General features: G+C 40.4%; 21 protein-coding genes. 16 read left to right on the top strand and 5 right to left on the bottom strand.

The window, feature by feature from the left end; genetic code table 11:
* Window positions 1-73 precede the first annotated feature (73 nt).
* Entirely contained in the window at window positions 74-3,190 is a 3,117-nt protein-coding gene (locus tag ACGHCK_RS09450; protein ID WP_251422597.1) for a DNA polymerase III subunit alpha, read from the top strand.
* Between the two features lie 72 nt (window positions 3,191-3,262).
* Here the strand turns inward: ACGHCK_RS09450 and trhA are convergent, their stop codons facing one another.
* Window positions 3,263-3,913, bottom strand: a complete 651-nt coding sequence (trhA, locus tag ACGHCK_RS09445; RefSeq protein ID WP_251422600.1) for a PAQR family membrane homeostasis protein TrhA — start codon at window positions 3,911-3,913, stop codon at window positions 3,263-3,265.
* Window positions 3,914-4,079: 166 nt separating this feature from the next.
* Here trhA and ACGHCK_RS09440 point away from each other — a divergent pair, with 166 nt between their 5' ends.
* The 7 genes from ACGHCK_RS09440 to ACGHCK_RS09410 all read left to right on the top strand — a co-directional run bounded on the left by ACGHCK_RS09440 (window position 4,080) and on the right by ACGHCK_RS09410 (window position 10,423).
* Window positions 4,080-4,916, top strand: a complete 837-nt coding sequence (locus ACGHCK_RS09440) for a DegV family protein (protein ID WP_251422604.1) — start codon at window positions 4,080-4,082, stop codon at window positions 4,914-4,916.
* The gene (locus ACGHCK_RS09435) at window positions 4,909-5,733 is read left to right on the top strand and encodes an SGNH/GDSL hydrolase family protein (RefSeq protein WP_271328285.1); all 825 of its coding nucleotides are present in this window, start codon (window positions 4,909-4,911) and stop codon (window positions 5,731-5,733) included. The genes ACGHCK_RS09440 and ACGHCK_RS09435 overlap by 8 nt, the downstream gene beginning before the upstream one ends.
* A complete protein-coding gene (locus tag ACGHCK_RS09430) occupies window positions 5,723-6,304 on the top strand; it encodes a YpmS family protein (RefSeq protein ID WP_202230169.1) in 582 nt (193 codons plus the stop codon). Before ACGHCK_RS09435 ends, ACGHCK_RS09430 begins: the two co-directional genes overlap by 11 nt.
* A gap of 117 nt (window positions 6,305-6,421) precedes the next feature.
* Window positions 6,422-6,697 (top strand): HU family DNA-binding protein, encoded by a 276-nt coding sequence (locus tag ACGHCK_RS09425; RefSeq protein ID WP_202230170.1) that lies wholly within the window; start codon window positions 6,422-6,424, stop codon window positions 6,695-6,697.
* Window positions 6,698-6,980: 283 nt separating this feature from the next.
* A complete protein-coding gene (locus tag ACGHCK_RS09420; protein ID WP_251422616.1) occupies window positions 6,981-8,126 on the top strand; it encodes a cysteine desulfurase family protein in 1,146 nt (381 codons plus the stop codon).
* A gap of 322 nt (window positions 8,127-8,448) precedes the next feature.
* Window positions 8,449-8,697: an adenine methyltransferase gene (locus ACGHCK_RS09415; protein WP_394304540.1), complete on the top strand. Its 249-nt coding sequence runs from the start codon at window positions 8,449-8,451 to the stop codon at window positions 8,695-8,697.
* Window positions 8,698-8,797: 100 nt separating this feature from the next.
* Window positions 8,798-10,423, top strand: coding sequence for a hypothetical protein (locus ACGHCK_RS09410; RefSeq protein ID WP_394304539.1), 1,626 nt, complete (start codon window positions 8,798-8,800; stop codon window positions 10,421-10,423).
* A 124-nt stretch (window positions 10,424-10,547) separates the two neighbouring features.
* Here ACGHCK_RS09410 and cysK read toward each other — a convergent pair whose 3' ends face one another.
* On the bottom strand, window positions 10,548-11,468 hold the full coding sequence (gene cysK / locus ACGHCK_RS09405; protein ID WP_251423788.1) for a cysteine synthase A: 921 nt from the start codon (window positions 11,466-11,468) through the stop codon (window positions 10,548-10,550).
* A gap of 185 nt (window positions 11,469-11,653) precedes the next feature.
* Here cysK and ACGHCK_RS09400 point away from each other — a divergent pair, with 185 nt between their 5' ends.
* Window positions 11,654-12,565, top strand: a complete 912-nt coding sequence (locus ACGHCK_RS09400; RefSeq protein ID WP_251423791.1) for a LysM peptidoglycan-binding domain-containing protein — start codon at window positions 11,654-11,656, stop codon at window positions 12,563-12,565.
* A 224-nt stretch (window positions 12,566-12,789) separates the two neighbouring features.
* On the opposite strand, the gene ACGHCK_RS09395 is transcribed toward ACGHCK_RS09400, so the two are convergent.
* From ACGHCK_RS09395 to recU, 3 genes are all read right to left on the bottom strand, one after another.
* The gene (locus ACGHCK_RS09395) at window positions 12,790-13,416 is read right to left on the bottom strand and encodes an MBL fold metallo-hydrolase (RefSeq protein WP_251423794.1); all 627 of its coding nucleotides are present in this window, start codon (window positions 13,414-13,416) and stop codon (window positions 12,790-12,792) included.
* Between the two features lie 3 nt (window positions 13,417-13,419).
* The gene (locus ACGHCK_RS09390) at window positions 13,420-15,456 is read right to left on the bottom strand and encodes a transglycosylase domain-containing protein (RefSeq protein WP_271328448.1); all 2,037 of its coding nucleotides are present in this window, start codon (window positions 15,454-15,456) and stop codon (window positions 13,420-13,422) included.
* 79 nt (window positions 15,457-15,535) lie between these two features.
* Window positions 15,536-16,186, bottom strand: coding sequence for a Holliday junction resolvase RecU (recU, locus tag ACGHCK_RS09385; RefSeq protein WP_202230752.1), 651 nt, complete (start codon window positions 16,184-16,186; stop codon window positions 15,536-15,538).
* 80 nt (window positions 16,187-16,266) lie between these two features.
* On the opposite strand from recU, the gene ACGHCK_RS09380 reads away from it, so the two are divergent.
* From ACGHCK_RS09380 to ACGHCK_RS09350, 7 genes are all read left to right on the top strand, one after another.
* Complete coding sequence (locus ACGHCK_RS09380) at window positions 16,267-16,794, top strand: SLOG family protein (RefSeq protein WP_251423800.1); 528 nt, start codon at window positions 16,267-16,269, stop codon at window positions 16,792-16,794.
* A gap of 137 nt (window positions 16,795-16,931) precedes the next feature.
* Window positions 16,932-17,324 (top strand): transcriptional regulator Spx, encoded by a 393-nt coding sequence (spx, locus tag ACGHCK_RS09375; RefSeq protein WP_202230748.1) that lies wholly within the window; start codon window positions 16,932-16,934, stop codon window positions 17,322-17,324.
* Window positions 17,325-17,350: 26 nt separating this feature from the next.
* Window positions 17,351-17,632: a UPF0223 family protein gene (locus ACGHCK_RS09370; protein WP_251423803.1), complete on the top strand. Its 282-nt coding sequence runs from the start codon at window positions 17,351-17,353 to the stop codon at window positions 17,630-17,632.
* Entirely contained in the window at window positions 17,598-18,386 is a 789-nt protein-coding gene (locus ACGHCK_RS09365) for an inositol monophosphatase family protein (protein ID WP_251423806.1), read from the top strand. Before ACGHCK_RS09370 ends, ACGHCK_RS09365 begins: the two co-directional genes overlap by 35 nt.
* Before the next feature lie 72 nt (window positions 18,387-18,458).
* Window positions 18,459-19,742 carry a UDP-N-acetylglucosamine 1-carboxyvinyltransferase gene (gene murA / locus ACGHCK_RS09360; protein ID WP_202230742.1) on the top strand — a complete coding sequence of 428 codons (1,284 nt, stop codon included), beginning with the start codon at window positions 18,459-18,461 and terminating at the stop codon, window positions 19,740-19,742.
* Window positions 19,735-19,920 carry a DNA-directed RNA polymerase subunit beta gene (locus ACGHCK_RS09355; RefSeq protein ID WP_202230740.1) on the top strand — a complete coding sequence of 62 codons (186 nt, stop codon included), beginning with the start codon at window positions 19,735-19,737 and terminating at the stop codon, window positions 19,918-19,920. The genes murA and ACGHCK_RS09355 overlap by 8 nt, the downstream gene beginning before the upstream one ends.
* A gap of 153 nt (window positions 19,921-20,073) precedes the next feature.
* A partial coding sequence (locus ACGHCK_RS09350; protein ID WP_394304538.1) for an IS30 family transposase occupies window positions 20,074-20,671 on the top strand: 598 nt, incomplete at its 3' end.

Here is a 20,671-nt window from a genome sequence, read left to right as displayed (position 1 = left end):
GTATAATACTATTAGAACTAAAATTCAAGAATAATGCGAAAAATAGTGTAAAAAATAAACAGAAAGGGGCCATATGTTCGCACAACTCAATACCAAAACGGAATATAGTTTTCTCGATAGTGTTGTTCGAGTCCAAGACTATCTGCGGATAGCAGAAAAACAGGGCTACAAACAACTGGGCATTTGTGATGTGGGAAATCTTCATGGAGCCTATCGCTTTGCGATAGAAGCGCAAAAAAGAAACTTACAGCCTATTATAGGAATAGAGCTGGTTTTTGAGTTGGAAAACTTGCCTGTTTCAGTTAGCTTTATCGCGAAAAATACTGAAGGATATAAAAATCTTTTAAAAATTTCTTCGAGTCATAACTATGGTCGACGTCGCTTTTCAGATATTGAAGGCTTACTAAATAATGTGGCTTTAGTTGTCTCAGAATCCTATGCCAATCTATCTGTCCTGTCTCAGATTCAAGCAGAAATATATGTTGGGATTTCTACTCATACGACAGGGAAAATGTCGTTCAAGCTTCCTGCCTTGCCTTTTCAGCCGGTGCGCTATCTCACTTTGTCAGATAATGAGAGCTTAGAAGTTTTGCATGCGATTCGTGATCTTAGACCCTATGATCAGAGTTTGACCTTATCAAACGACCAGCTTTTACAAAGACCAGAATTTTACGAAAATTTCTATAGGCAAAATAACCCACAGGCTTTGGCAAATCTTGAGCATTTGGTTCAAGATATTTCTTATGATTTTAGTGAAAAATTAGAGCTGCCTCAATTTGATAGGAGAAGAAATGCGGCAGAACTTCTTCGCGAAACAGCAGAAGTAAACTTACCAGAGGGGAAAGTTTATCGTGAGCGCTTAGATCATGAGCTTTCGGTTATCCATCAGATGGGTTTCGACGACTATTTCCTCATCGTTGCAGATCTACTTCGCTATGCGAGTGATAATAACATCTATTGCGGAATGGGCAGAGGTTCAGCTGCGGGTTCCCTTGTTGCTTATACCTTAGGCATCACACATGTTGACCCTGTGGCTAACAATCTTTTCTTTGAGCGCTTTTTAAATCCAGAGCGTGTCGCCATGCCCGATATTGACATCGACATGCCTGATACAAAGCGTGCGGAACTTTTGGCCTATATGAAACGCCGCTATGGTAGCGATCATGTTGCGCAGATTGTGACTTTCTCTACCTTAGGAAAGCGCCAAGCCCTACGTGATGTAGGAAAAGTATTTGGCATGAACGAGGCAGAGTTGTCTAACTTGACACGCATGCTTGTAAACCGATTTGGTTCTCTTCGTGACGAATATGAAGAAAATCCTAAGCTAAAGTCCGAAATTTTGCGAGACGGCAGGCTGCAAAAAGTTTACGAGATAGCTACGCGTATTGAAGGTTTACCCCGCCAGACATCGACACACGCTTCTGGTGTGGTGCTCAGTCAAGAGTCACTTGTCAACTATGTTCCCTTAAAGCCCTCGGATGATCTCGCTTTGACACAATATGAGGCTCCCGATATAGAGGAGATTGGTCTTCTAAAAATAGATTTCTTGGGTTTGCGTAACCTTACTATCGTTGAGCGTTTGTGTGAGCTGGTGGAAAAACGGAAAAGCATTAGGATTAATCCTCTGAAGATTAATCTAGAGGATGAAGAAACTCTGGCGCTTTTTCGTGCAGGCAATACGCTAGGAATTTTTCAGTTTGAAAATCCTCAAATGAGACGCTTCCTCCGAAATCTTACTCCGACTAAATTTGAGGATATTGTGGATGCGACTTCAATCTTTCGCCCTGGTCCGTCTCAGTTTATCCCTGAATTTGTGGCGCGGCGACACGGGCAAGAAGAGATAGAAGTCATTGACGATACGCTGACGGATATTTTAGCACCGACCTATGGGATTATGATTTATCAAGAACAGATAATGCAGGTAGCCCAACGTTTTGCAGGTTTTTCTTTAGGAAAAGCGGATGTGTTACGTCGCGCGATTTCAAAGAAAAAAGGTAAGGAATTTGAAGAACTGCAAGCAGAGTTTTTGGCTGGCAGTTTAAAAATGGGTCATACAGAAGAAAAAGCCTTAGAGATATACCGTTTGATTGAACGTTTTGCAAACTATGGGTTTAATCGCTCACACGCTTATGCTTATGCTGCTCTGGCTTTTCAGATTGCCTATTTTAAGGCGAATTATCCAGATGAATTTTACGAAGTGCAACTGCGCGACCGTAAAAGAGAAATGATGATTCAAGATGCTCTAGACAATGCCTTTCAGATGGAGCGCCCTGTGATTAATCGGATGCCTTATCATGATCGTGTGGAAAACAAGAAAATTGCTCTCGGCTTGGCAAATGTTAGAACTGTTCCTAGAGATATGGCTTTCTGGATAGTTGAAAATAGACCTTTTGCTGACTTGTCGGATTTGGTGAAAAAATTACCGCAGAACTTCCAGAAGCAAGAATATCTTTTGCCCTTGATTCAGATTGGGGCATTTGATGATCAAGAAAAAAATAGAGGAAAATTGGCGAAAAACTTGCCTACTTTGATTGACTACACTCAAAATATACAGTTGGACCTCTTTGGGGACTCGGCTTTGAAGTTTTCTTATCAAGAGGCTGAGGATTACTTGCAGTCAGAGAAGTATGAGTTTGAAAAACATTTCATGGGTGTTGGCATTACTCCGCATCCATTGCAAACGCTGGCGCTCAAACTAAAGGGACATTTTACTTATATCCAAGATTTGCAGAAGAATAAAAGAGCGGTTATTTTAGTAGAACTGCTTTCCATTCGAACGCATCGGACGAAAAACGGTGAAACGATGGCTTTCTTGGCAGGAACAGACAGTAAAGAAAATTTTGATATCACTCTTTTTCCGGAAAATTATCGGCGCTACATGGCTGATTTGGAAAAAGGGAAGTTTTATCTGATTTCTGGAAAAATTTCCGAAAGAAATGAAAACTTGCAAATGATCGCAGACAGGATTACAGAAGTCGAAGATACTCAACGCAAACTTTGGCTAAATCTTGCCGATACACGCCACAATAAAAATGTCTCTCGGATATTGCGAGATTTTCCGGGAGCAATACAAGTTATTTTACATTTTGCAGACACTAAAAAAACCACACAGACACAAGTCTATGTGGAAGAAAGCGAGTTACTTTTGAAGAAATTGGAAGCTTATGTCTTAAACGCTGTTTATAAATAGCGTTTTTTAATACGCTGCGGTTATTGTAGTTAAAGACTTATTGGTATTTTCGAATGAGGGGGAAACTTCACACTAACCCACATAGCCATAAATAGAAAACCACATTAATAGAGCTGCCCCTAAAACAAAAAGATGCCAAATGACGTGCGCAAAGGGAAATTTGTAGCGATAGATAATAGCACCGACAGAATAAATGATGCCGCCCCCTACCAAGAACCAGAAGCCATAAGCAGGCAGCAGTTGCCACAAGGGATAGATGGCAAAAAGAATAATCCACCCCATAACGATGTAGAGGATTGTCGAACCTCTGGGTACCGTGTTCCACCGTGGCAAATAGATGGCTGTTATAACAATTCCTGAAATAGCACATATCCACACAAGAGCAAGCATGCTCCAGCCCATCCAGTTTCCAAGTGTGATGAGACAGTAAGGAGTATAAGTTCCTGCAATAAGCAAGAAGATTCCACTATGATCAAAAACTTGAAAGACTTTTTGAGCACGTGTAAAGTGCAGGCTGTGTGCCAGTGTCGAAAAAAGAAAAAGCAGAACAAGCGAAGCACCATAGATTGAAAAGGCGACAATCTGCAGAGGGGAATTATTGGAAACGCCTTTAAGTATAAGCAAAACGAGTCCAGCAATCGCAAGGCCGGTTCCTATCCCATGTGTGACAGCATTAAAGACTTCATTAACAATTTGATAAGCACGAGAAGCTTGCTTTTCCATTGATATCCTTCTTTCTATGAGATTTTTCTTTCTAAAATCAAAAAAATTTCAAATTTAAATAAGAGCATTAGCGAAAATGGAGTTCATTTGATATAATATTAATATATCTTAACATAGATTGTTTAGAAAAGAAATCGAAGTCTTTTTATTTTGATTTGGAGAAAATATGGCAATTAAAATTGTGACAGATTCATCAATAACTGTTGAACCAGAATTAGTAGAAAAATATGACATTACTGTGGTTCCGCTGTCTGTAACCATCGAGGGAACAACTTACCTTGATTCAGATTTATCATTGAACGCTTTCGTGGAAAAAATGAAAGGTTCAAAAGCTTTACCTAAAACAAGTCAACCACCTGTTGGTGTCTTTGCAGAAACATATGAAAAGCTTGCAAGTACAGAGGATGAGATTATTTCCATCCACATTACCGAGAGTCTGAGTGGAACTGTGCAAGCAGCGCGTCAAGGTGCAATGCTTTCTGGACGCAATGTTACCGTTTTAGACAGTGATTTTACGGACCAAGGCTTAAAGTTTCAAGTTATTGAAGCTGCGCGCTTAGCCAAAGAGGGCTTGAGCAAAGAAGAAATCCTGCAGAGCATCAACCATGTTCGCGAAAATACAGAACTTTTCATCGGTATCTCAACATTGGAAAATTTGGTAAAAGGTGGTCGTGTTAGCCGTACAAAAGGTATTGTCGGAAGTCTTTTGCACGTCCGCATTGTCATGGAACTTAAGGACCGTGAACTAGGTGTGATGATGCGTGGGCGTGGAAATAAAACTTTCACAAAATGGTTGGATGAAACAGTAGAACATGTAGCATCATCTGGACGAAAAATTCGTGAAATTGGTATTTCTCATGTAGAAGCACTTGATTTTTCACTTAAAGCCAAGGAAGCACTACAAAAATTTGTCGAAAAACCAATTTCTATTTTGGATACAAACTCTACGATTGCAACACATACAGGACCTGGTGCTTGGGCTGTTATGATTGATTATGAGTAAGAAACTGAAAATTCTTCTTGAACTTGCTGGCTTCTTGTTAGCAAGTTTACTTGTATTTTCCGTACTCTCGATGATGTTTGCACCAGCTGGAAATCGTTTAAAAAATCAAGCACAAAAACAAGATAAAACGATAAATTATGTTGCGCTGGGCGACTCGTTAACAGAAGGTGTTGGAGATGCGACTGGTCAAGGAGGTTTTGTTCCGCTTTTGGCTAAAGAGATAGAAAATCGATATACTGTCAAAGTGGCAGCGCAAAATTTTGGACATGCGGGAGATACCAGTACTCAGATTTATAACAAAATGCAGAGTGATGACATCCAGAAAGCTCTAAAGCATGCGGATTTTATCACGCTTACTGTTGGTGGAAATGATGTTATGAAGGTGATTCGTGATAATGTTTCTAACCTATCAAAGTTAGGAGAAAAAGACTTTGAGCAACCCGCAAAGGATTATCAAAAACAGTTAAAAAAGATATTTGAGAATATCCGTCAGACTAATCCCAAGGCGCATGTCTATGTGCTGGGCATCTATAATCCTTTTTATCTAAATTTTCCTAATATCACAGCCTTGCAAAATATCATTAATAACTGGAACACTGCCACAGAAGCACTCGTGAGAGAAGAAAACAATGCTAGCTTTGTAGCTATCAATGACTTGCTTTATAAGGGAATTGATGGAGAGTCAGGAATTTCTGAAAGCAAGGGTCAAACAAATGATTTACTCTATGCAGCAGACAGTTTCCATCCTAATAATATAGGCTATCAAATCATGGCTAATGCAGTGTTCAAAGAATATCAGGTGAACAATGAAAAATAAAAAAACAATTTGGAAATGGCTTTTTCTTGCCTTACTTGCTATAAATCTAGGAGGCGTAGCTTTTGTTGCCAGTCGAATATTTAATGTAAGAGATCAAGCAAGCTTAACAAATGTCCCTACAGTTTCTGAGGCGACAGAAGTGGGCAAAGTAAGTACAAATAGAGATCAGTTGAATCAGTTGATTAACACCTATCTTCAGGATTTTCAAACACCAGAGATGAGTTATAAGTTTTACCTGTCTAATCAGGCTGTTTTAGAAGCTTCTTATCAACTTTTCGGTCAAAAAATTCCTCTTTATATATACTTTGAACCCTTAGCTTTAAACGATGGTTCCATTGCGCTTCAAGTAACAAGTGTGTCTGCAGGAACGCTTGACCTTCCAACGAGTGCTATACTGAGTTATGTGAAGTCAAGCATCAAGCTTCCAAGTTTCGTTGAGGTCTTGCCAGCAAAGGATCAAGTTGTGGTTCATTTGCCACGACTTGCCTTAGCAGATAACCTGTATTTAAAGGCAGATCAGCTAGATTTAGTCAGTGGAAATTTCATTTTTAATTTGATGATTAAATCTTAAAATCACTTAAAAACCGCAGAAAAACGCTGTTTAGGCTTGCAAAGGTCCACAACATTTGATAAAATGAAAAGTGCCTAATAAGAACAGGTAAAACAAAATATGGAGGACATTTTTAAAATGGCTAACAAACAAGATCTTATCGCTGAAGTTGCAGCAAAAGCTGGATTAACTAAAAAAGATGCTGAAAAAGCAGTTAACGCTTTCGGTGAATCAGTGACTGAATTCCTCGCAAAAGGAGAAAAAGTTCAACTTATCGGTTTCGGTACTTTCGAAACTCGTGAACGTGCTGCTCGCGAAGGTCGCAACCCACAAACTGGTGCAGCTATCAAAATCGCAGCAACTACAGTTCCTGCATTTAAAGCTGGTAAAGCTTTGAAAGACGCTGTTAAATAATCTAGCGTAGAAATACTGATACCGTGGAGAACCATGGTATTTTTTTGTTTGGAAAAAATAAGAGCAGAAGCTGAAAGGAGCAACAGAAAAGTTTCTTCTTTTTATCTAAGGCATGACTTTATCTTGCGTAGAGAAAGATGAATATCCAGATTTTTCAGTCCGATCAGTTTTCGGTTTTTAAGCTGTAAAAAGCAAGAAAAAAGTGATAGAATGAAAGGATGAGAAATGCCTTATTTCTCTAGTAGAAAGGCATTGAACGATATTCAGAAATGAGGACGAAAAGATCATTTATTTTGATAATTCAGCCACGACAGCTATCCATCCAGAAGTATTACGCACCTATACAGATGTTGCCACTAAAATTATGGGGAATCCTTCAAGTTTGCACAACTTAGGCTCAACAGCGACACGTCTTTTAGAGGCTTCACGCCGTCAAATTGCCGAATTACTCCATGTGCACTCGGACGAGATCTTTTTTACAAGTGGGGGAACAGAAGGTGATAACTGGGTACTCAAAGGTGTTGCTTTTGAAAAGGAAAAATTTGGCAAGCATATTATTATTTCTGCTGTAGAGCATCCAGCAGTTAAGAACACAGCAGCTTGGTTAGCTGCACAAGGCTTTGAGGTTGAGCTAGCCCCTGTTGATGAAAAGGGCTTCGTCAAATTGCCAGAACTGGAAGCCCTCATTCGTGAGGACACGATTTTGATATCTGTAATGGCGGTTAATAATGAAGTAGGCGCTATTCAGCCCATCAAGGGAATTGCAAAACTTCTAGAAGACAGGCCAACGATTTCTTTTCATATCGATGCAGTACAAGCCATTGGGAAAATTGCTGTTGAAGATTTTATGTTGGAACGTGTTGACTTTGCGACCTTTTCTGCTCATAAGTTTCATGGCCCACGTGGTGTAGGTTTTCTTTATGTTAAATCAGGAAAACGTTTAACCCCTCTGCTGCATGGAGGAGGTCAAGAGAACAATAAACGTTCGACAACGGAAAACTTAGCAGGGATTGCAGCAACAGCTAAGGCGCTTCGTCTTAATCTAGAAAACTTTGAGCAGAAGACTGAAAAAATTCGCCAAATGAAGGCCGTTATTTTTGAGGAATTTTCCAAACAAGAGAAGGTCATCCTATTTTCGGGAATGGAGAACTTTGCGCCGAATATTCTCACTTTTGGAATACGCGGTGTCCGAGGAGAAGTGGTTGTCCACGCTTTCGAAAAGCATGAGATTTATATTTCAACAACTTCAGCATGTTCCTCAAAGAAAAATGCAGCTGCTGGTACACTCATGGCAATGCATGTCAAGCCAGACCTCGCAACAAGCGCAGTGCGCATTAGTTTAGACCATACCAACAATATGTTAGAAGTTGAGACTTTCCTTACCATTTTCCGAAACATTTATCAGGAAATGCTTAAAGTTGCAGGATGATTGTTAACTGTTATCACTGTTTTAGGTGAAAGGCATTTCTAAAAGGTTTTGGCAAAGGAGAGAGTCAAAAACTTTTGAAGAAACTAGGGAGGAAGCTTGTAGACTTGGAAAGCCAAGAAGCTTAGACCAGTTCGACCCTGAGAAAAGAAATTGGACCAATATCCCAAAAATGAAAAAAAGTAGTTAATCCTCTGTACAAGAATGCAAGGGTTAAGTGCTTTTTTTGTTTGAGTGTTTTATTGGTAACTATTCTCCACACCATCATTTTTATGATATCACTTTGAATTTGGTAAGAAAAAAGATTACAATAACATTATATAATATGTATATTGTGTTACTTAATGTGTACAATATACTTGACGAGGAAAAAGCCATGCTCTATAATCAGACAGCACAGCACAGCACAGCACAGCACAGCACAGCACAGCACAGCACAGCACAGCACAGCACAGCACAGCACAGCACAGCACAGCACAGCACAGCACAGCACAGCACAGCACAGCACAGCACAGCACATAAACAGGCGGTAGATTGCCGTTCTTTTCTCTATGCACCAAAACGTTCCGGATGACTGGGACGTTTTTTGCCGTGTGCTGCTGGTCATATACCTGAGAGTACTCCTATTCGACATCACTGCCAACCGAAAAAATTAAAAAAAGAGGAAAAATAAAATGCACGTAAAAAACAAGAGAAAACTGGGGATTGCCCTAGTTCTGTTCACACTCCTTCTGCTGATTGCAGGGACATTCGCCTTTACCGCCTTCAACCAACGCGCCATTAACGACCGCCTAAGAGATAATGCATTCGAAGTTGGTGGCCGTGTTCATGATTACTATAATCGTGACACCGAAAACAAGGATGTCTTTGTCGAAAATTATGGGGAGGAACCTGTCATGGCACGGATTCGTCTGTCTGAGTTTATGGCGATTCGAGCCCGTGGAGAAGAGGAGTTCAACTCCATAGTGCCAACTGCCGTTCGGGAGAGCGTAGAGACCTGGACGACCTACATCCCCTCAACAGAAAGCCTCAGTATCCGCACGGGGGACTCTGCCGTCTTTAACCAATATAGTAACTTGACCTTTGGTTGGACCCGTCAAGGAGAACGTGCGCCTTGGTACTTGCCCACCTTCAACCGCGATTCAGAAGATTTGATGACGGCTGCAGCGGGGCATGCGCGAGACTACATCGCTGGCGATAGTGCCACAGACGGTGAGACAGATGGGGCCACTCATCCGGGTACGGGTGAGGATGCCTACTGGCAAGAAGGAGAGAGTTATACGAATGGTCAGGGGCCAACAAGTACAGTTTGGCCGGGAGCATCGGATGGTACAGAACGTACAACAGCCCAACACTTGGCGCAAGACCATGCACCAATAGACCTAGAAGAATGGGCAACACTTTCCAACGAAGAGAAAATCGGCAACTTCTGGGTTATCGACCATGAAACAGGCTGGGCTTACTGGGCAAATCAACTCAATGAAGGCCAAGCCAGCTCATATCTGCTTGATGCAGCGGAGATGACAGAGGCGGCACATGATATCCGTGGTTCTTATTACTACGCTATCCATGTGGACAGTCAGTTGATTACGCCGGACAGTGATTTTGAAGATGAACCGACATCAGGAGAGGTGAGCAACCTTCTTGAAGTTATTAGAAGTCATGGAGATGGGAATCCTTCCTCTGATGCTCCTGTATCTGCTTTTAACTTTAGTTCCATGGAGCCAGGGCGTATCTTTACCATGGCTGGAGAAGAATACCGTTATCTTGATGATATGAGTGAGGGGAATCATATGATTATAAAAAATGAAGGTATCTTTGCGGGCGTACCTATAAATACAGATTTCCATGCTCATCAAGATTGGTATGATGCCCTTAATGATATGGTCAAGGCTATTGTTCAGCCTGTGGCAAATCCACTTATGACACCTACGTTTTCTGCCAGTGAGCTCATATGGGAACAAAAAGAGAGCAATAATTGGATACCTACTAATCTAGAAGATTTCTCAATTCAAGCAGAAGATTTGACGGCAGTGAGTCTTGAAGGGCGAAGAGGAGCATTTTCTCTTTCTTTGGCAGATGTGACCCGTTTGTCACAAAATGGTAGCTTTAGTAACCTTGCGGACCGTACAATTCCCTCTGGTAGCTCATGGTCCACACGTACTCGAGCTAATCCTAATCCAATGGGTAACCCTCCTAGTCAGATTGTAGTAAATGCTTCAGGAGCACTACGAGTTGATAGTGGAACTATACCTCATCGCGCTCGCCCCGCCCTCATCATCCACCAATCCACAACTTAAAAAACAGAAAAACCGCTCACTCTCAGCACATAAGTAGGCTAATAGGGCGGTTTCTTTTTATAAATTTGCGAGAAAGACACTAGCTTTTAGCTTAAGGACTCACTTCCCACTCGAATTTTCCAAACTAAAAATCATACAGTTCTGTCGAAAGATAGCGTTCGCCATTATCTGCGGACAGAACCAGCACTTTTTTACCTTTACCCAGTTTCTTAGCGACCTCCAGTGCAGCCCAGATAGCCGCACCACTAGAGATACCCACAAGGAAACCTTGATTAAAACCGATTTCGCGAGCAGTGCTAAAAGCTTCTTCGATAGGAACATCGATGACTTCATCGTAAGAAGAAGTGTCCAGAGCTTTAGGGATGAAGGGCACTCCAATACCTTGAATTTTATGAGGTTGGGGTTGTCCGCCATTTAAAAGTGGGGAAGTGGCTGGCTCAACAGCATAACTTCTAAGTGCAGGATTGGCTTTTTTCAGAGCATGCGAAACACCTGAAATTGTCCCACCAGTCCCAACGCCTGCAACAAAGGCATCTAAACCAGTTTTACCAAAAGTTTCGAGTATTTCCACAGCAGTGCTTGCTTCATGAGCAGCTGGATTAGCTGGATTTTCAAACTGAAGGGGAAGGAACCAGCCGTTTTCCTTTGCGAGGCGTTCTGCTGTAGCAATGGCTTCATTCATTCCGCCAGCTGCTGGTGTCAAGACAAGCTCAGCACCGTAAGCTTGAATCAACTTACGGCGTTCCACAGAGAAAGTTTCAGGCATAACGATAACAACCTTGTATCCCAGAGCAGCACCTACAAAAGCAAGGCCGATGCCTGTATTGCCAGATGTGGGTTCGACGATAGTGCCGCCAGCTTGTAAAAGACCATCAATTTCAGCCTGACGAATCATATTGAGCGCGATACGATCTTTTACAGAACCACCGGGATTAAAGGCTTCAAGCTTGACATAAACTTCTGCACTATCTGCAGGAAGATTTCTAAGCTTAATAACGGGTGTTTGCCCGATAAGTTCCGTGATATTTTCATAAATTTTAGACATAAAATTCTCCTTTTTATCCCTAAGGACTCTTTTCTCTATTATAAAACTTACTCTACCACTTTTACATAAAAAAAGCGAATAAAGATTATAAAATTATCATATAACAAATTGTATAGGTTTACATTGACTAGCAAATAGTATATACTTAGAATTAATAAATATTTTATTTATGGAGTTTTTGTAGAATGAGAACAAAGCACAAATTTTTATTTGGTGCAGCAGCAGTTGCACTCACCAGTCTTGGAGCGGTAAAAGCACAAGCAATGTCTGTACAGGAGTTAGCAGAAGCAGCGACGCCTGTTGCTAACGAATACGGTCTTTATCCGTCTGTGATGATTGCGCAGGGAATTTTAGAGAGCAGTGCAGGCCAAAGTGCTCTGGCTGTCAATTATAACAATATCTTTGGTGTAAAATATACATCGGGAACTCCTGTTTACCTTCCAACACAAGAGTTTATTGATGGGCAGATGCAAAATGTTGTTGAGCCCTTCCAAGCTTATGGTTCAGTTGCTGAAGCTTGTGTAGCTCAAGCGCAACTTTTGCGAGGTTCATTCTTGTATTCTGGTGTTTGGCGTGAAAACACGAGCTCTTACCAAGATGCAACGGCTTGGTTGCAAGGCCGTTATGCAACAGACCCAAATTATGCCGCAAAACTCAATGCTTTAATTGCAGAGTATGGCTTGACGGCCTATGATGGAGGTGGTGTTGCTGCGCCTTCAACCACAAGTTACGCTACCGCATCACCTACATCAACGCCTGCTAGCAGTGCTTATGGTTTGCAGTCCTACACTGTGAAAAAAGGTGATACTGTCTATGACATTGCAGCGCAATATGGTGTAACCATGGATGCCATCCTCGCTCAAAATGGACTTCAAGCTACAGACCATATCATGATAGGTCAAGTTCTTCAGATTCCTTTAGCAGCTGCCTCTACCACGGTTTCAACTTCTGCCTCAGCAGTTTCTCGTACATACACTGTTCAGTCTGGTGACACTTTAACTTCGATTGCTTCGGTCTATGGGTTGACGGCAGATGAACTTGCAGCTATGAACGGTATCACAGGAAATATCTATCCAGGGCAAACTTTATCTGTCTAATATATCCTATCGTGAAGCTTTATTAGCTTCACGATTTTTTTATTCTAGTTAAAAATAGAGTAATATCGTATCTATTTGTTTTGTCCCAGTTGATGTATGGAACGCAAAAATAAAGTGGTGAGCACAAAAGAACATTATAAAAAGACCTCATGCTGATAGGACCACCAAAAGTTAGACTGAAAAAACTAGCCTTTGGAGTGCGTATCCGTGTGAGGACTTTTATATTAAAAAAATGGATTATACAGTTTTTCTTTTCCAATAGTAGTATTTGGACCATGACCAGGATAAACAATATAGTCATCTGGCAGAGAGAAAAGCTCTTGTTTAATAGAGTGAAGGAGCTGTTCATGATTTCCACCGATCAAGTCTGTTCTGCCAATTGAACCTGAAAAAAGAGCATCTCCAGAAAAAACGATTCCTTCTTGTTCAAAGACAAAACTTACTCCACCGGGAGAGTGACCGGGTGTATGCTGAACAGAGAACTCTAACCCTGAAAAATTATAAGGTGTATTGCAGCTATAATATTCATCCACGATTGTTTTACAAGTTACGGGTTTACCCATCATTGAAGCGGAAGCGTTAAGCTCGGGATGCGTAAGCCAATCTTTTTCGCTTTCATGCAGCAGAACTAAAGCTTTGGGATAGGCTTCCTTGATGGTGTCCAGTCCCATGATATGGTCAAAATGAGCATGAGTGAGTAAAATAGCAGCAAGAGGTTTATTGATTTCTTTGAGTTTCTCAAGGATTTTATCAGGCTGACTGCCTGGGTCAATAAGTAAGCTAAAAGTAGAATTACTCAGGATATAAGCATTTTCCTGAGCAATTTCACTGACGATTTTATTGATTTTCATAGATTAATTTCCTGTTGCAGCAAGTTCAGAACCTTGTTTTATAACGTCAGTAGGCATCTGCCAGTCTTCAACAGATGTTGGATCGGGATAAAGATCATTCATCATTGCTTTGAAAACTTTGGCGGCAATGTACATATTTTCGCCATAAATAGGCTGGAGCTTGTTCTTGTAACCTGTCCATACAGCCATTGCATACTGAGGCGTGTAGCCGACAAAGTTTTCATCAGGTGCCATGGATCCACCTTGGAGTTGTGCTTGGGTAATACCAGCAGTTTCTAATGCTTGTTGATATTCACTGGCATCATAGTTTGAAGTCCCCGTTTTTCCAGCTTCTGGGAGTCCAGGAGTTTGGGCGTAAAGACCTGTAGAAAGTGCCGGTATTGCTCCGTCATTACCTTTGATTACTCCTTTGAGAATATCAGTAATAATATAGGCTGTAGAAGGCTTCATAGCACGTGTGCGCTCCGGTTCGTAAGTTTTTGTCGAACCATCAGGCATGATGATTTTTGAAACATAGTAAGGTTTAGTATAAATACCATCATTAGCTAAGGCAGCATAAGCAGCAGCCATACGTTCAGAGCTGGCACCATATTGAGTATCCTTACTTCTTGAATTACTTGAAATACCGTTTGAGTATGTCATCGTGCCTGGTTCAAAAGTTGCTTCACCATTGGCATTTGTTCCTGTTTCTACGGCATATTTAAAGCCCAACTTGTTCGCAAACTCGGTAGCTTTGTCAAGTCCAACTGCATTTAATGTTTTGATGGCTGGAATGTTACGTGAAAGGGCTAAAGCCTGTCGCACAGTGATATTTCCGAGATAGCGGTTGTCCCAGTTGTTCAACTGAATGTTCGGAGAGTCTGGATAAAAGTAAGGTCCAGAGTCCGAGATAGTTTGAGCAGTACTTGTGTAAATACCATTATCGAAAGCTGGGGCATAGTCAACCAAAGGTTTTACTGTTGAGCCCCAGTCGCGGTCTACCGCAGTAGCCTGATTGAAACCAAAAGGAGTAATTTCGCGCTTACGACTGCCGATTTGAGCAGCTACACCACCTGTTTGTGTGTCAATGAGGGTTGAAGCGACTTGGAGCTCGTCATCTGTGAAAGGAACAGAATCATTAGTATTGACAATGTTGAAGAGGTCATTTTGAGCTTTACTGTCAAGTGTTGTATATATCTTTAAGCCAGCATTTGGAGCATCTAGCCCTGTTTCTTGATTGGCCTGTTTGATGGCTTCTGTGATAAAGTCATTAGCGTACTCAGGAATATTTGCGCCGCCTTTTAATGTTTGAAGACCATCATCAATGGGCGTGTTAAGCGCTTCATCTCTTTGTTTTTCCGTAATTTTACCAAAGCGATACATGGAATTGATAACCAGATCACGACGATACTTCGCAGCTTCTGGATTTTTATAAGGGTTGTAGGTATTTGGTGCTTGAGGCATCCCTGCCAGCAATGCAAGTTGCGCAATAGATAACTGGGTTAACGGCTTGTTATAGTAAGCCTTGGAAGCAGTTCCCATACCATAATAGCCATTAGCCATGTTGACTTTATTGACATAAGCGGTAAAAATTTGCTCCTTAGACCACTTTTGATCAAGCTGTAAAGCAAGCCAAGCTTCTTGAATCTTTACACGCATGGTTTGATCGGAAGAGTCCGTAGAATAAAAAGAGAGCTTAATCAACTGCATGTCTAGGGTAGAACCACCCTGAATATGTCCGCCACGTAAGTTATTTAATAAAGAGCCGACAATACGTATCGGATCAACACCTCGTGTATTAAAAAAGCGGTGGTCTTCAATTGAGGTAACGGCATTGACAAGCATAACAGGAATATTGTCTGTTTGTACTAAGTCGCGTTGTTCTGCCCCAAGTGTTGCAATAATGTTTTCATCCTTGTCGTAAACAACTGTTGAAGGAGGGGACTCAAGCTTGCTCATATCTAATTTAGGAGCATCTTTTGCATAGTATATAAAAAGTGCACCTGCAGCAACAAAAGTAAAGATGACAGCCGAAAAAATCAGAATTAAAGCCCATTTCAATGTGGAAATGAGTGATCTTTTAACAGCCGTATTTTTCTTTTGACTCGCTTTTGATTTTTTTCGTTTGTTCGTAGAAATTTTAATTCACCTCACAAAGTTTATTAACGATTTCCAAATAGGGAATTCTAGGAATTTGATTGGATGAAAGCGGGTAAGCATGCTTTTTAATATAATCAAGTGGAATGGACTTTAGCCCGTTCTTTTCATGATAAAAGTGAATCAAATTCTCAGAAGGCAAGTAGTAGGTTTCGTCTAAAGAAGCAAAATGTAAAAGAACAAAAGCGATACCTTTTTGCTCAATCACCTTTTTCATATGAACAATTTGATGTTCATGGAAATTTTTCAGAGGAAAACTTGTTTTCTGATGTGTTTCTTTAGCCTCAAAGTCAATATATCTCCCTTGGTAGACTCCGGAATAATCAGTGGTAGAAGCTTGTCTAAAGTAAGCTTCAGTGATTTTTGCCCGGCTACGTTTGGGGTAGTCGACTTTTACGATTTGGATGGGTGTGGGTTTTTTATGAATTACAGCGATATCGTGTGCCAGATAGTAATCATTGGTGGCATTAATCTCGGCTTCAAAGTTCATCCCACGCTTTCCAAATTTTACTGCCGGTTTAGATTTTATCATATTCAGGGAACTTTTCGCAGCGTTATGCACTATTTTTTTCCCAGATGTTTTTTCTGAAAAAGCTTTTCCTTGTTTGTTTAAACCTTGGGGATATTTCAACATAAGTATTTTTCCGTTTATTAAATTGTCACCTCTATTGTATAATGTAATTATAGCATATTTTTTACAGGGAAGTGTCAGTTATGAAAACTTTACTTATCACAGGTTACACAGCTTTTGACTTAGGGATTTTTGATGAAAAGGATATAAAAATAAGTATTATCAAAAAAGCTTTAAAAATGCGCTTGGAAGCTTATTTGGACAATGGTCTTAATTGGGTTATTTTTACTGGTAGTCTGGGTTTTGAATATTGGGCTTTACAGGTTTCCAAAGAGTTGCAGAAGGATTATGATTTTTTCATAGCCAGTATCTTTCCTTTTGAAACGCATGGAAAAAACTGGAATCAAGCCAATCAGGCTAAATTGCAGGAGTTTAAAAATGTAGATTATGTCAAGTATGCCTACGAAAGTTACGAAAATCCCAGTCAATTTCGTCAGTATAACGACTTCTTACTTGAAAATTCGGAAGGCGCCTTAGTTTTATACGATGAAGAAAACGAAACAAAACTGCGTTATATTACAAACAAGATGCAAAAGATACCAAACTATAATATGGACTGGATTAGATTTGAAGATTTGCAAGAAATTTGTGAGGATATGAACAATGTGTGACATAGACATAAATTCTCACACAATAGTAAAAAAACACGCTTTTATTAAACCCTAAATTTTGTTATAATGATTAGCGAAATGATAGCGCTGCTCAAGTTTTAGAATTGTTCACAGCCTAGATAGAATGGGGAAAGAAAGTGGTTGATTTATACTTGTCTCCGTCATGCACAAGTTGTCGTAAGGCGCGTGCATGGTTGGATAAACACGGTGTCCCTTATAAGGAGCACAATATTTTGACACAGCCGATGACGAGTGATGACTTGCGTAAAATTTTGTCAAAAACGGAAAATGGTACGGAAGACATTATCTCGATTCGATCAAAAATATTTCAAAAGCTTGATTTGGACCTTGATGAGTTAACAATTAACGAGTTAATTGATCTTGTGACAAAGTATCCAAATCTTTTGCGTCGTCCGATTATTACAGATGATCGTTTGTTACAAATTGGTTTTAATGAAGATGAGATACGTGCCTTTTTACCTCGTCACTATCGCCGTGCTGAGATGAGGCAAGCTGTGAACGAATTTTAAATGAGATAAAAGGAGAGTGGAAAATTATGAAAACAAATTATCAATATCCACTTGATTTGAGTTGGAGTACTGCTGAAATGACTGCAGTGCTCTCTTTTTTCAATCAAGTTGAAAAATTTTATGAAAGCAAAGTCAATCGGGAAGAATTTTTAGAAAACTACAAAGAGTTTAAACGAATTGTTCCTTCAAAGATGCAAGAAAAGCAACTGGGGCGAGAATTTGAGGAGAACAGTGGTTATTCGCTTTATCGTGCCCTAAAGGAGGTACAGGCTAGTGAAAGACAATACGTTCGCTTTGAAAAAGCTTGAGCAAGCGAAAGTTTGGATCAGAGAAGCGGGCATTTTTCTTCGAGATAATATTCATCAGAGGCTGGAAATTTCTCACAAAAGTAGCTTCAGTGATTTAGTGACAAATTTTGATAAAAAAGTCCAAGAAATTATTATTGAAGAAATTCTCAAAGCCTATCCTGAAGATAAAATTTTGGCGGAAGAGTCAGGAAAGAACCTTGTATCCTTTGACCAATCTCAAGAAAATTTTTGGATTTTAGATCCCATTGATGGAACCATTAACTTCGTTGTACAGCAAGACAACTTTGCTGTGATGCTGGCATATTATGAGCAAGGACAAGCGCAATTTGGCTTAATACTTAACGTAATGGAAGATAAGCTTTACTGGAACAATGCGCACCACGTATTTTGTAACAACAGGAAGCTGGCCTATAAACCTAAAGAGTTGTCAGAAAGTTTACTGGCTATAAATTCCATGATTTACCGTAAAAATTTTTATAAACTGACAGACTTTAGTCTGAAAACTTTAGGTGTGAGAATGTTAGGAAGTGCTGGGATAGCTTACGCAGACTTGCTTGAAGGAAAAATTGTGGGATATTTTAGTCGCTTACAACCATGGGACTATGCTGCAGGAAGTATTTTGGCTGGAAAACTTGGTTTTGTGACCAAGACCTTTGAGGGAGAAGAGCCAAATCTTACAGACTGTCAGTATATTTATAGCCTGCCGCGACATTTAGTGGAACAGTTGATACAAGAAACGGACGTAATCCTGTAAAGTTGACGAAATGATTCATTGTGCTATAATTTAGGTTGTCTTTTAGAATAAAGAAGTTATAAGAATGAACAAATGGATAAAATAATTGTCAAGGGCGGTAATACACGCCTTAAAGGAACTGTAGAAATCGAAGGTGCAAAAAATGCCGTTCTACCTTTGCTTGCAGCAACGCTTTTGCCAAGCGAGGGAGAAATTGTTCTTCGGAATGTTCCTATTCTGAGCGATGTCTATATGATGAATAACTTAGTGGATCATCTTGGAGTAGATTTGGAGTTTTCAGAAGAAAACAAAGCAGTTAAAGCACAAGCAGCTGCAAAGGTAAAAATAAAGGCACCTTATGAATTTGTAAGTAAGATGCGTGCCTCCATTGTCGTAATGGGGCCTATCCTTGCGCGCAATGGTCATGCTCGTGTTTCGATGCCGGGCGGCTGTTCTATCGGTTCACGTCCCATTGATTTACACCTGCGAGGCTTTGAATTGATGGGAGCTGAAATCACTCAAGAAGCTGGCTATATTGAAGCCAAGGCTGAGAAACTTCGTGGGGCTTACATTTATCTAGATTTTCCATCGGTTGGGGCTACACAAAACTTGATGATGGCAGCAACTTTGGCAGAAGGCACAACAACTTTGGAAAACGCTGCACGTGAACCTGAGATTGTTGATTTGGCCAACTGGCTCAATAAGATGGGAGCAAATGTCAAAGGTGCGGGAACGGATACCATCATCATCAAAGGGGTTGAAAAAATGCATGGGGCCAACCACGCAGTAGTCCAAGACCGTATCGAAGCTGGAACCTTCATGGTAGCAGCTGCAATGACACAAGGTGATGTCCTAATCAAAGATGCTGTTCGTGAGCATAACCGACCGCTGATTTCAAAATTGATTGAGATGGGGGTGGAATTCGTCCAAGAAGCTGAAGGGCTCCGTGTTATCGGTCCTAAAGTTTTAAAACCAACCAATGTCAAAACTTTGCCACATCCAGGTTTTCCAACAGATATGCAATCACAGATGACTGCTGTGCAAGCTATTGCAAATGGTGAATCAACGATGATTGAAACAGTCTTTGAAAACCGTTTCCAGCACTTGGAAGAAATGCGCCGTATGGGATTGACTGTCGATATCACGCGAAACACAGCCATTATCCAAGGGACACGTAAGTTGCAAGGTGCCCAAGTTAAGTCAACAGATTTACGCGCGAGTGCAGCTTTGATTTTGTTAGGAATGGTAGCCCAAGGGCAAACTACCGTTCGTAAATTAAATCACCTTGATCGTGGTTACTATCGATTTCATGAAAAATTAAAATCACTTGGAGCAGATATTGAACGTGTTCCAGAACTTGAGGAAATAGATGATTAAAAAAACGATTAAAGTCTTAGGGATTCGCCTTTCTTTGCTCCTCTTAGTCCTTGTTCTTGTAGTTGTAGCAGTAGCAACAGGCCTAATGCTAGGTTATGGTGTGCTTGGAGGAGGACAAGCAACTCGCGTTTTCAGCGGAAACTTATGGCAAGAGGTACTACAACGTTTAAATCCGTAAAAAGAGTTTTGGTTCTGTATAATCTGTGGTGGTAGATTAAAATCTACTGCCCTTTTTTTATCTTGAATTTATAATTTAAGTGCAACAGAAAAAAGACTATTCATAAATCCAGTATAATAAGTTTGTCGAGAACATTATTAAGCTGGAGGAAATATGAATAGTCCCTATACTCATCTTACAATATTTGAACGAGAAAGTATATTTTTGTGGTCATCACAAAAGGTTTCTGTGCGTGAAATCGCTAGACGCTTAAATCGGAGTGTCTCCACAATTTCAAGGGAGCTTAAAAGAAATAGTGTTAATCAGGACTACTCTCCAACGGTTGCCCAAAGCAAATACCGGAGCAGAAAAAGTCATTGTGGAAGAAAAGCAATCTTCAGCAATCGTCAATATTGGGAGAAAGTGAGACACTTATTCGTTGATTTACAATGGTCTCCTGAACAAATCTCTGCACGATTAAAGCATGAAGATTCGGAAGTACAGGTCAGTTATACAACCATCTATAGGGCAATCTATAATGGCCTATTTGAGCTTGAAAAATTAAGTCATGGTAATCGTGGGTTAATTCGTTCACTGCGTCATAAAGGGAAAACTAGGCACACGAAAGGACATCAAGAAAAGAGAGGGAAAATCCCTATCTCCCATACCATTCATGAACGTCCAGAAAGTGCCAATCAAGGTCTGGAGATTGGACATTGGGAAGCCGATACTGTAGCTGGAAAGGCTGGTGGTTCATGCTTGGTTACGCTCA

It is taken from the genome of Lactococcus muris, assembly GCF_042849115.1.
Classification (GTDB): Bacteria; Bacillota; Bacilli; order Lactobacillales; family Streptococcaceae; genus Lactococcus; species Lactococcus muris.
This window is presented reverse-complemented; position numbering and strand designations above follow the sequence as displayed.

Excerpts from the sequence above, each read along its gene's own strand:
- ACGHCK_RS09450 (WP_251422597.1), top strand. The coding sequence starts at position 74 with ATGTTCGCACAACTCAATACCAAAACGGAATATAGTTTTCTCGATAGT.
- trhA (WP_251422600.1), bottom strand. The coding sequence starts at position 3,913 with ATGGAAAAGCAAGCTTCTCGTGCTTATCAAATTGTTAATGAAGTCTTT.
- ACGHCK_RS09440 (WP_251422604.1), top strand. The coding sequence starts at position 4,080 with ATGGCAATTAAAATTGTGACAGATTCATCAATAACTGTTGAACCAGAA.
- ACGHCK_RS09435 (WP_271328285.1), top strand. The coding sequence starts at position 4,909 with ATGAGTAAGAAACTGAAAATTCTTCTTGAACTTGCTGGCTTCTTGTTA.
- ACGHCK_RS09430 (WP_202230169.1), top strand. The coding sequence starts at position 5,723 with ATGAAAAATAAAAAAACAATTTGGAAATGGCTTTTTCTTGCCTTACTT.
- ACGHCK_RS09425 (WP_202230170.1), top strand. The coding sequence starts at position 6,422 with ATGGCTAACAAACAAGATCTTATCGCTGAAGTTGCAGCAAAAGCTGGA.
- ACGHCK_RS09415 (WP_394304540.1), top strand. The coding sequence starts at position 8,449 with ATGTATATTGTGTTACTTAATGTGTACAATATACTTGACGAGGAAAAA.
- ACGHCK_RS09410 (WP_394304539.1), top strand. The coding sequence starts at position 8,798 with ATGCACGTAAAAAACAAGAGAAAACTGGGGATTGCCCTAGTTCTGTTC.
- cysK (WP_251423788.1), bottom strand. The coding sequence starts at position 11,468 with ATGTCTAAAATTTATGAAAATATCACGGAACTTATCGGGCAAACACCC.
- ACGHCK_RS09400 (WP_251423791.1), top strand. The coding sequence starts at position 11,654 with ATGAGAACAAAGCACAAATTTTTATTTGGTGCAGCAGCAGTTGCACTC.
- ACGHCK_RS09395 (WP_251423794.1), bottom strand. The coding sequence starts at position 13,416 with ATGAAAATCAATAAAATCGTCAGTGAAATTGCTCAGGAAAATGCTTAT.
- recU (WP_202230752.1), bottom strand. The coding sequence starts at position 16,186 with ATGTTGAAATATCCCCAAGGTTTAAACAAACAAGGAAAAGCTTTTTCA.
- ACGHCK_RS09380 (WP_251423800.1), top strand. The coding sequence starts at position 16,267 with ATGAAAACTTTACTTATCACAGGTTACACAGCTTTTGACTTAGGGATT.
- ACGHCK_RS09370 (WP_251423803.1), top strand. The coding sequence starts at position 17,351 with ATGAAAACAAATTATCAATATCCACTTGATTTGAGTTGGAGTACTGCT.
- murA (WP_202230742.1), top strand. The coding sequence starts at position 18,459 with ATGGATAAAATAATTGTCAAGGGCGGTAATACACGCCTTAAAGGAACT.
- ACGHCK_RS09355 (WP_202230740.1), top strand. The coding sequence starts at position 19,735 with ATGATTAAAAAAACGATTAAAGTCTTAGGGATTCGCCTTTCTTTGCTC.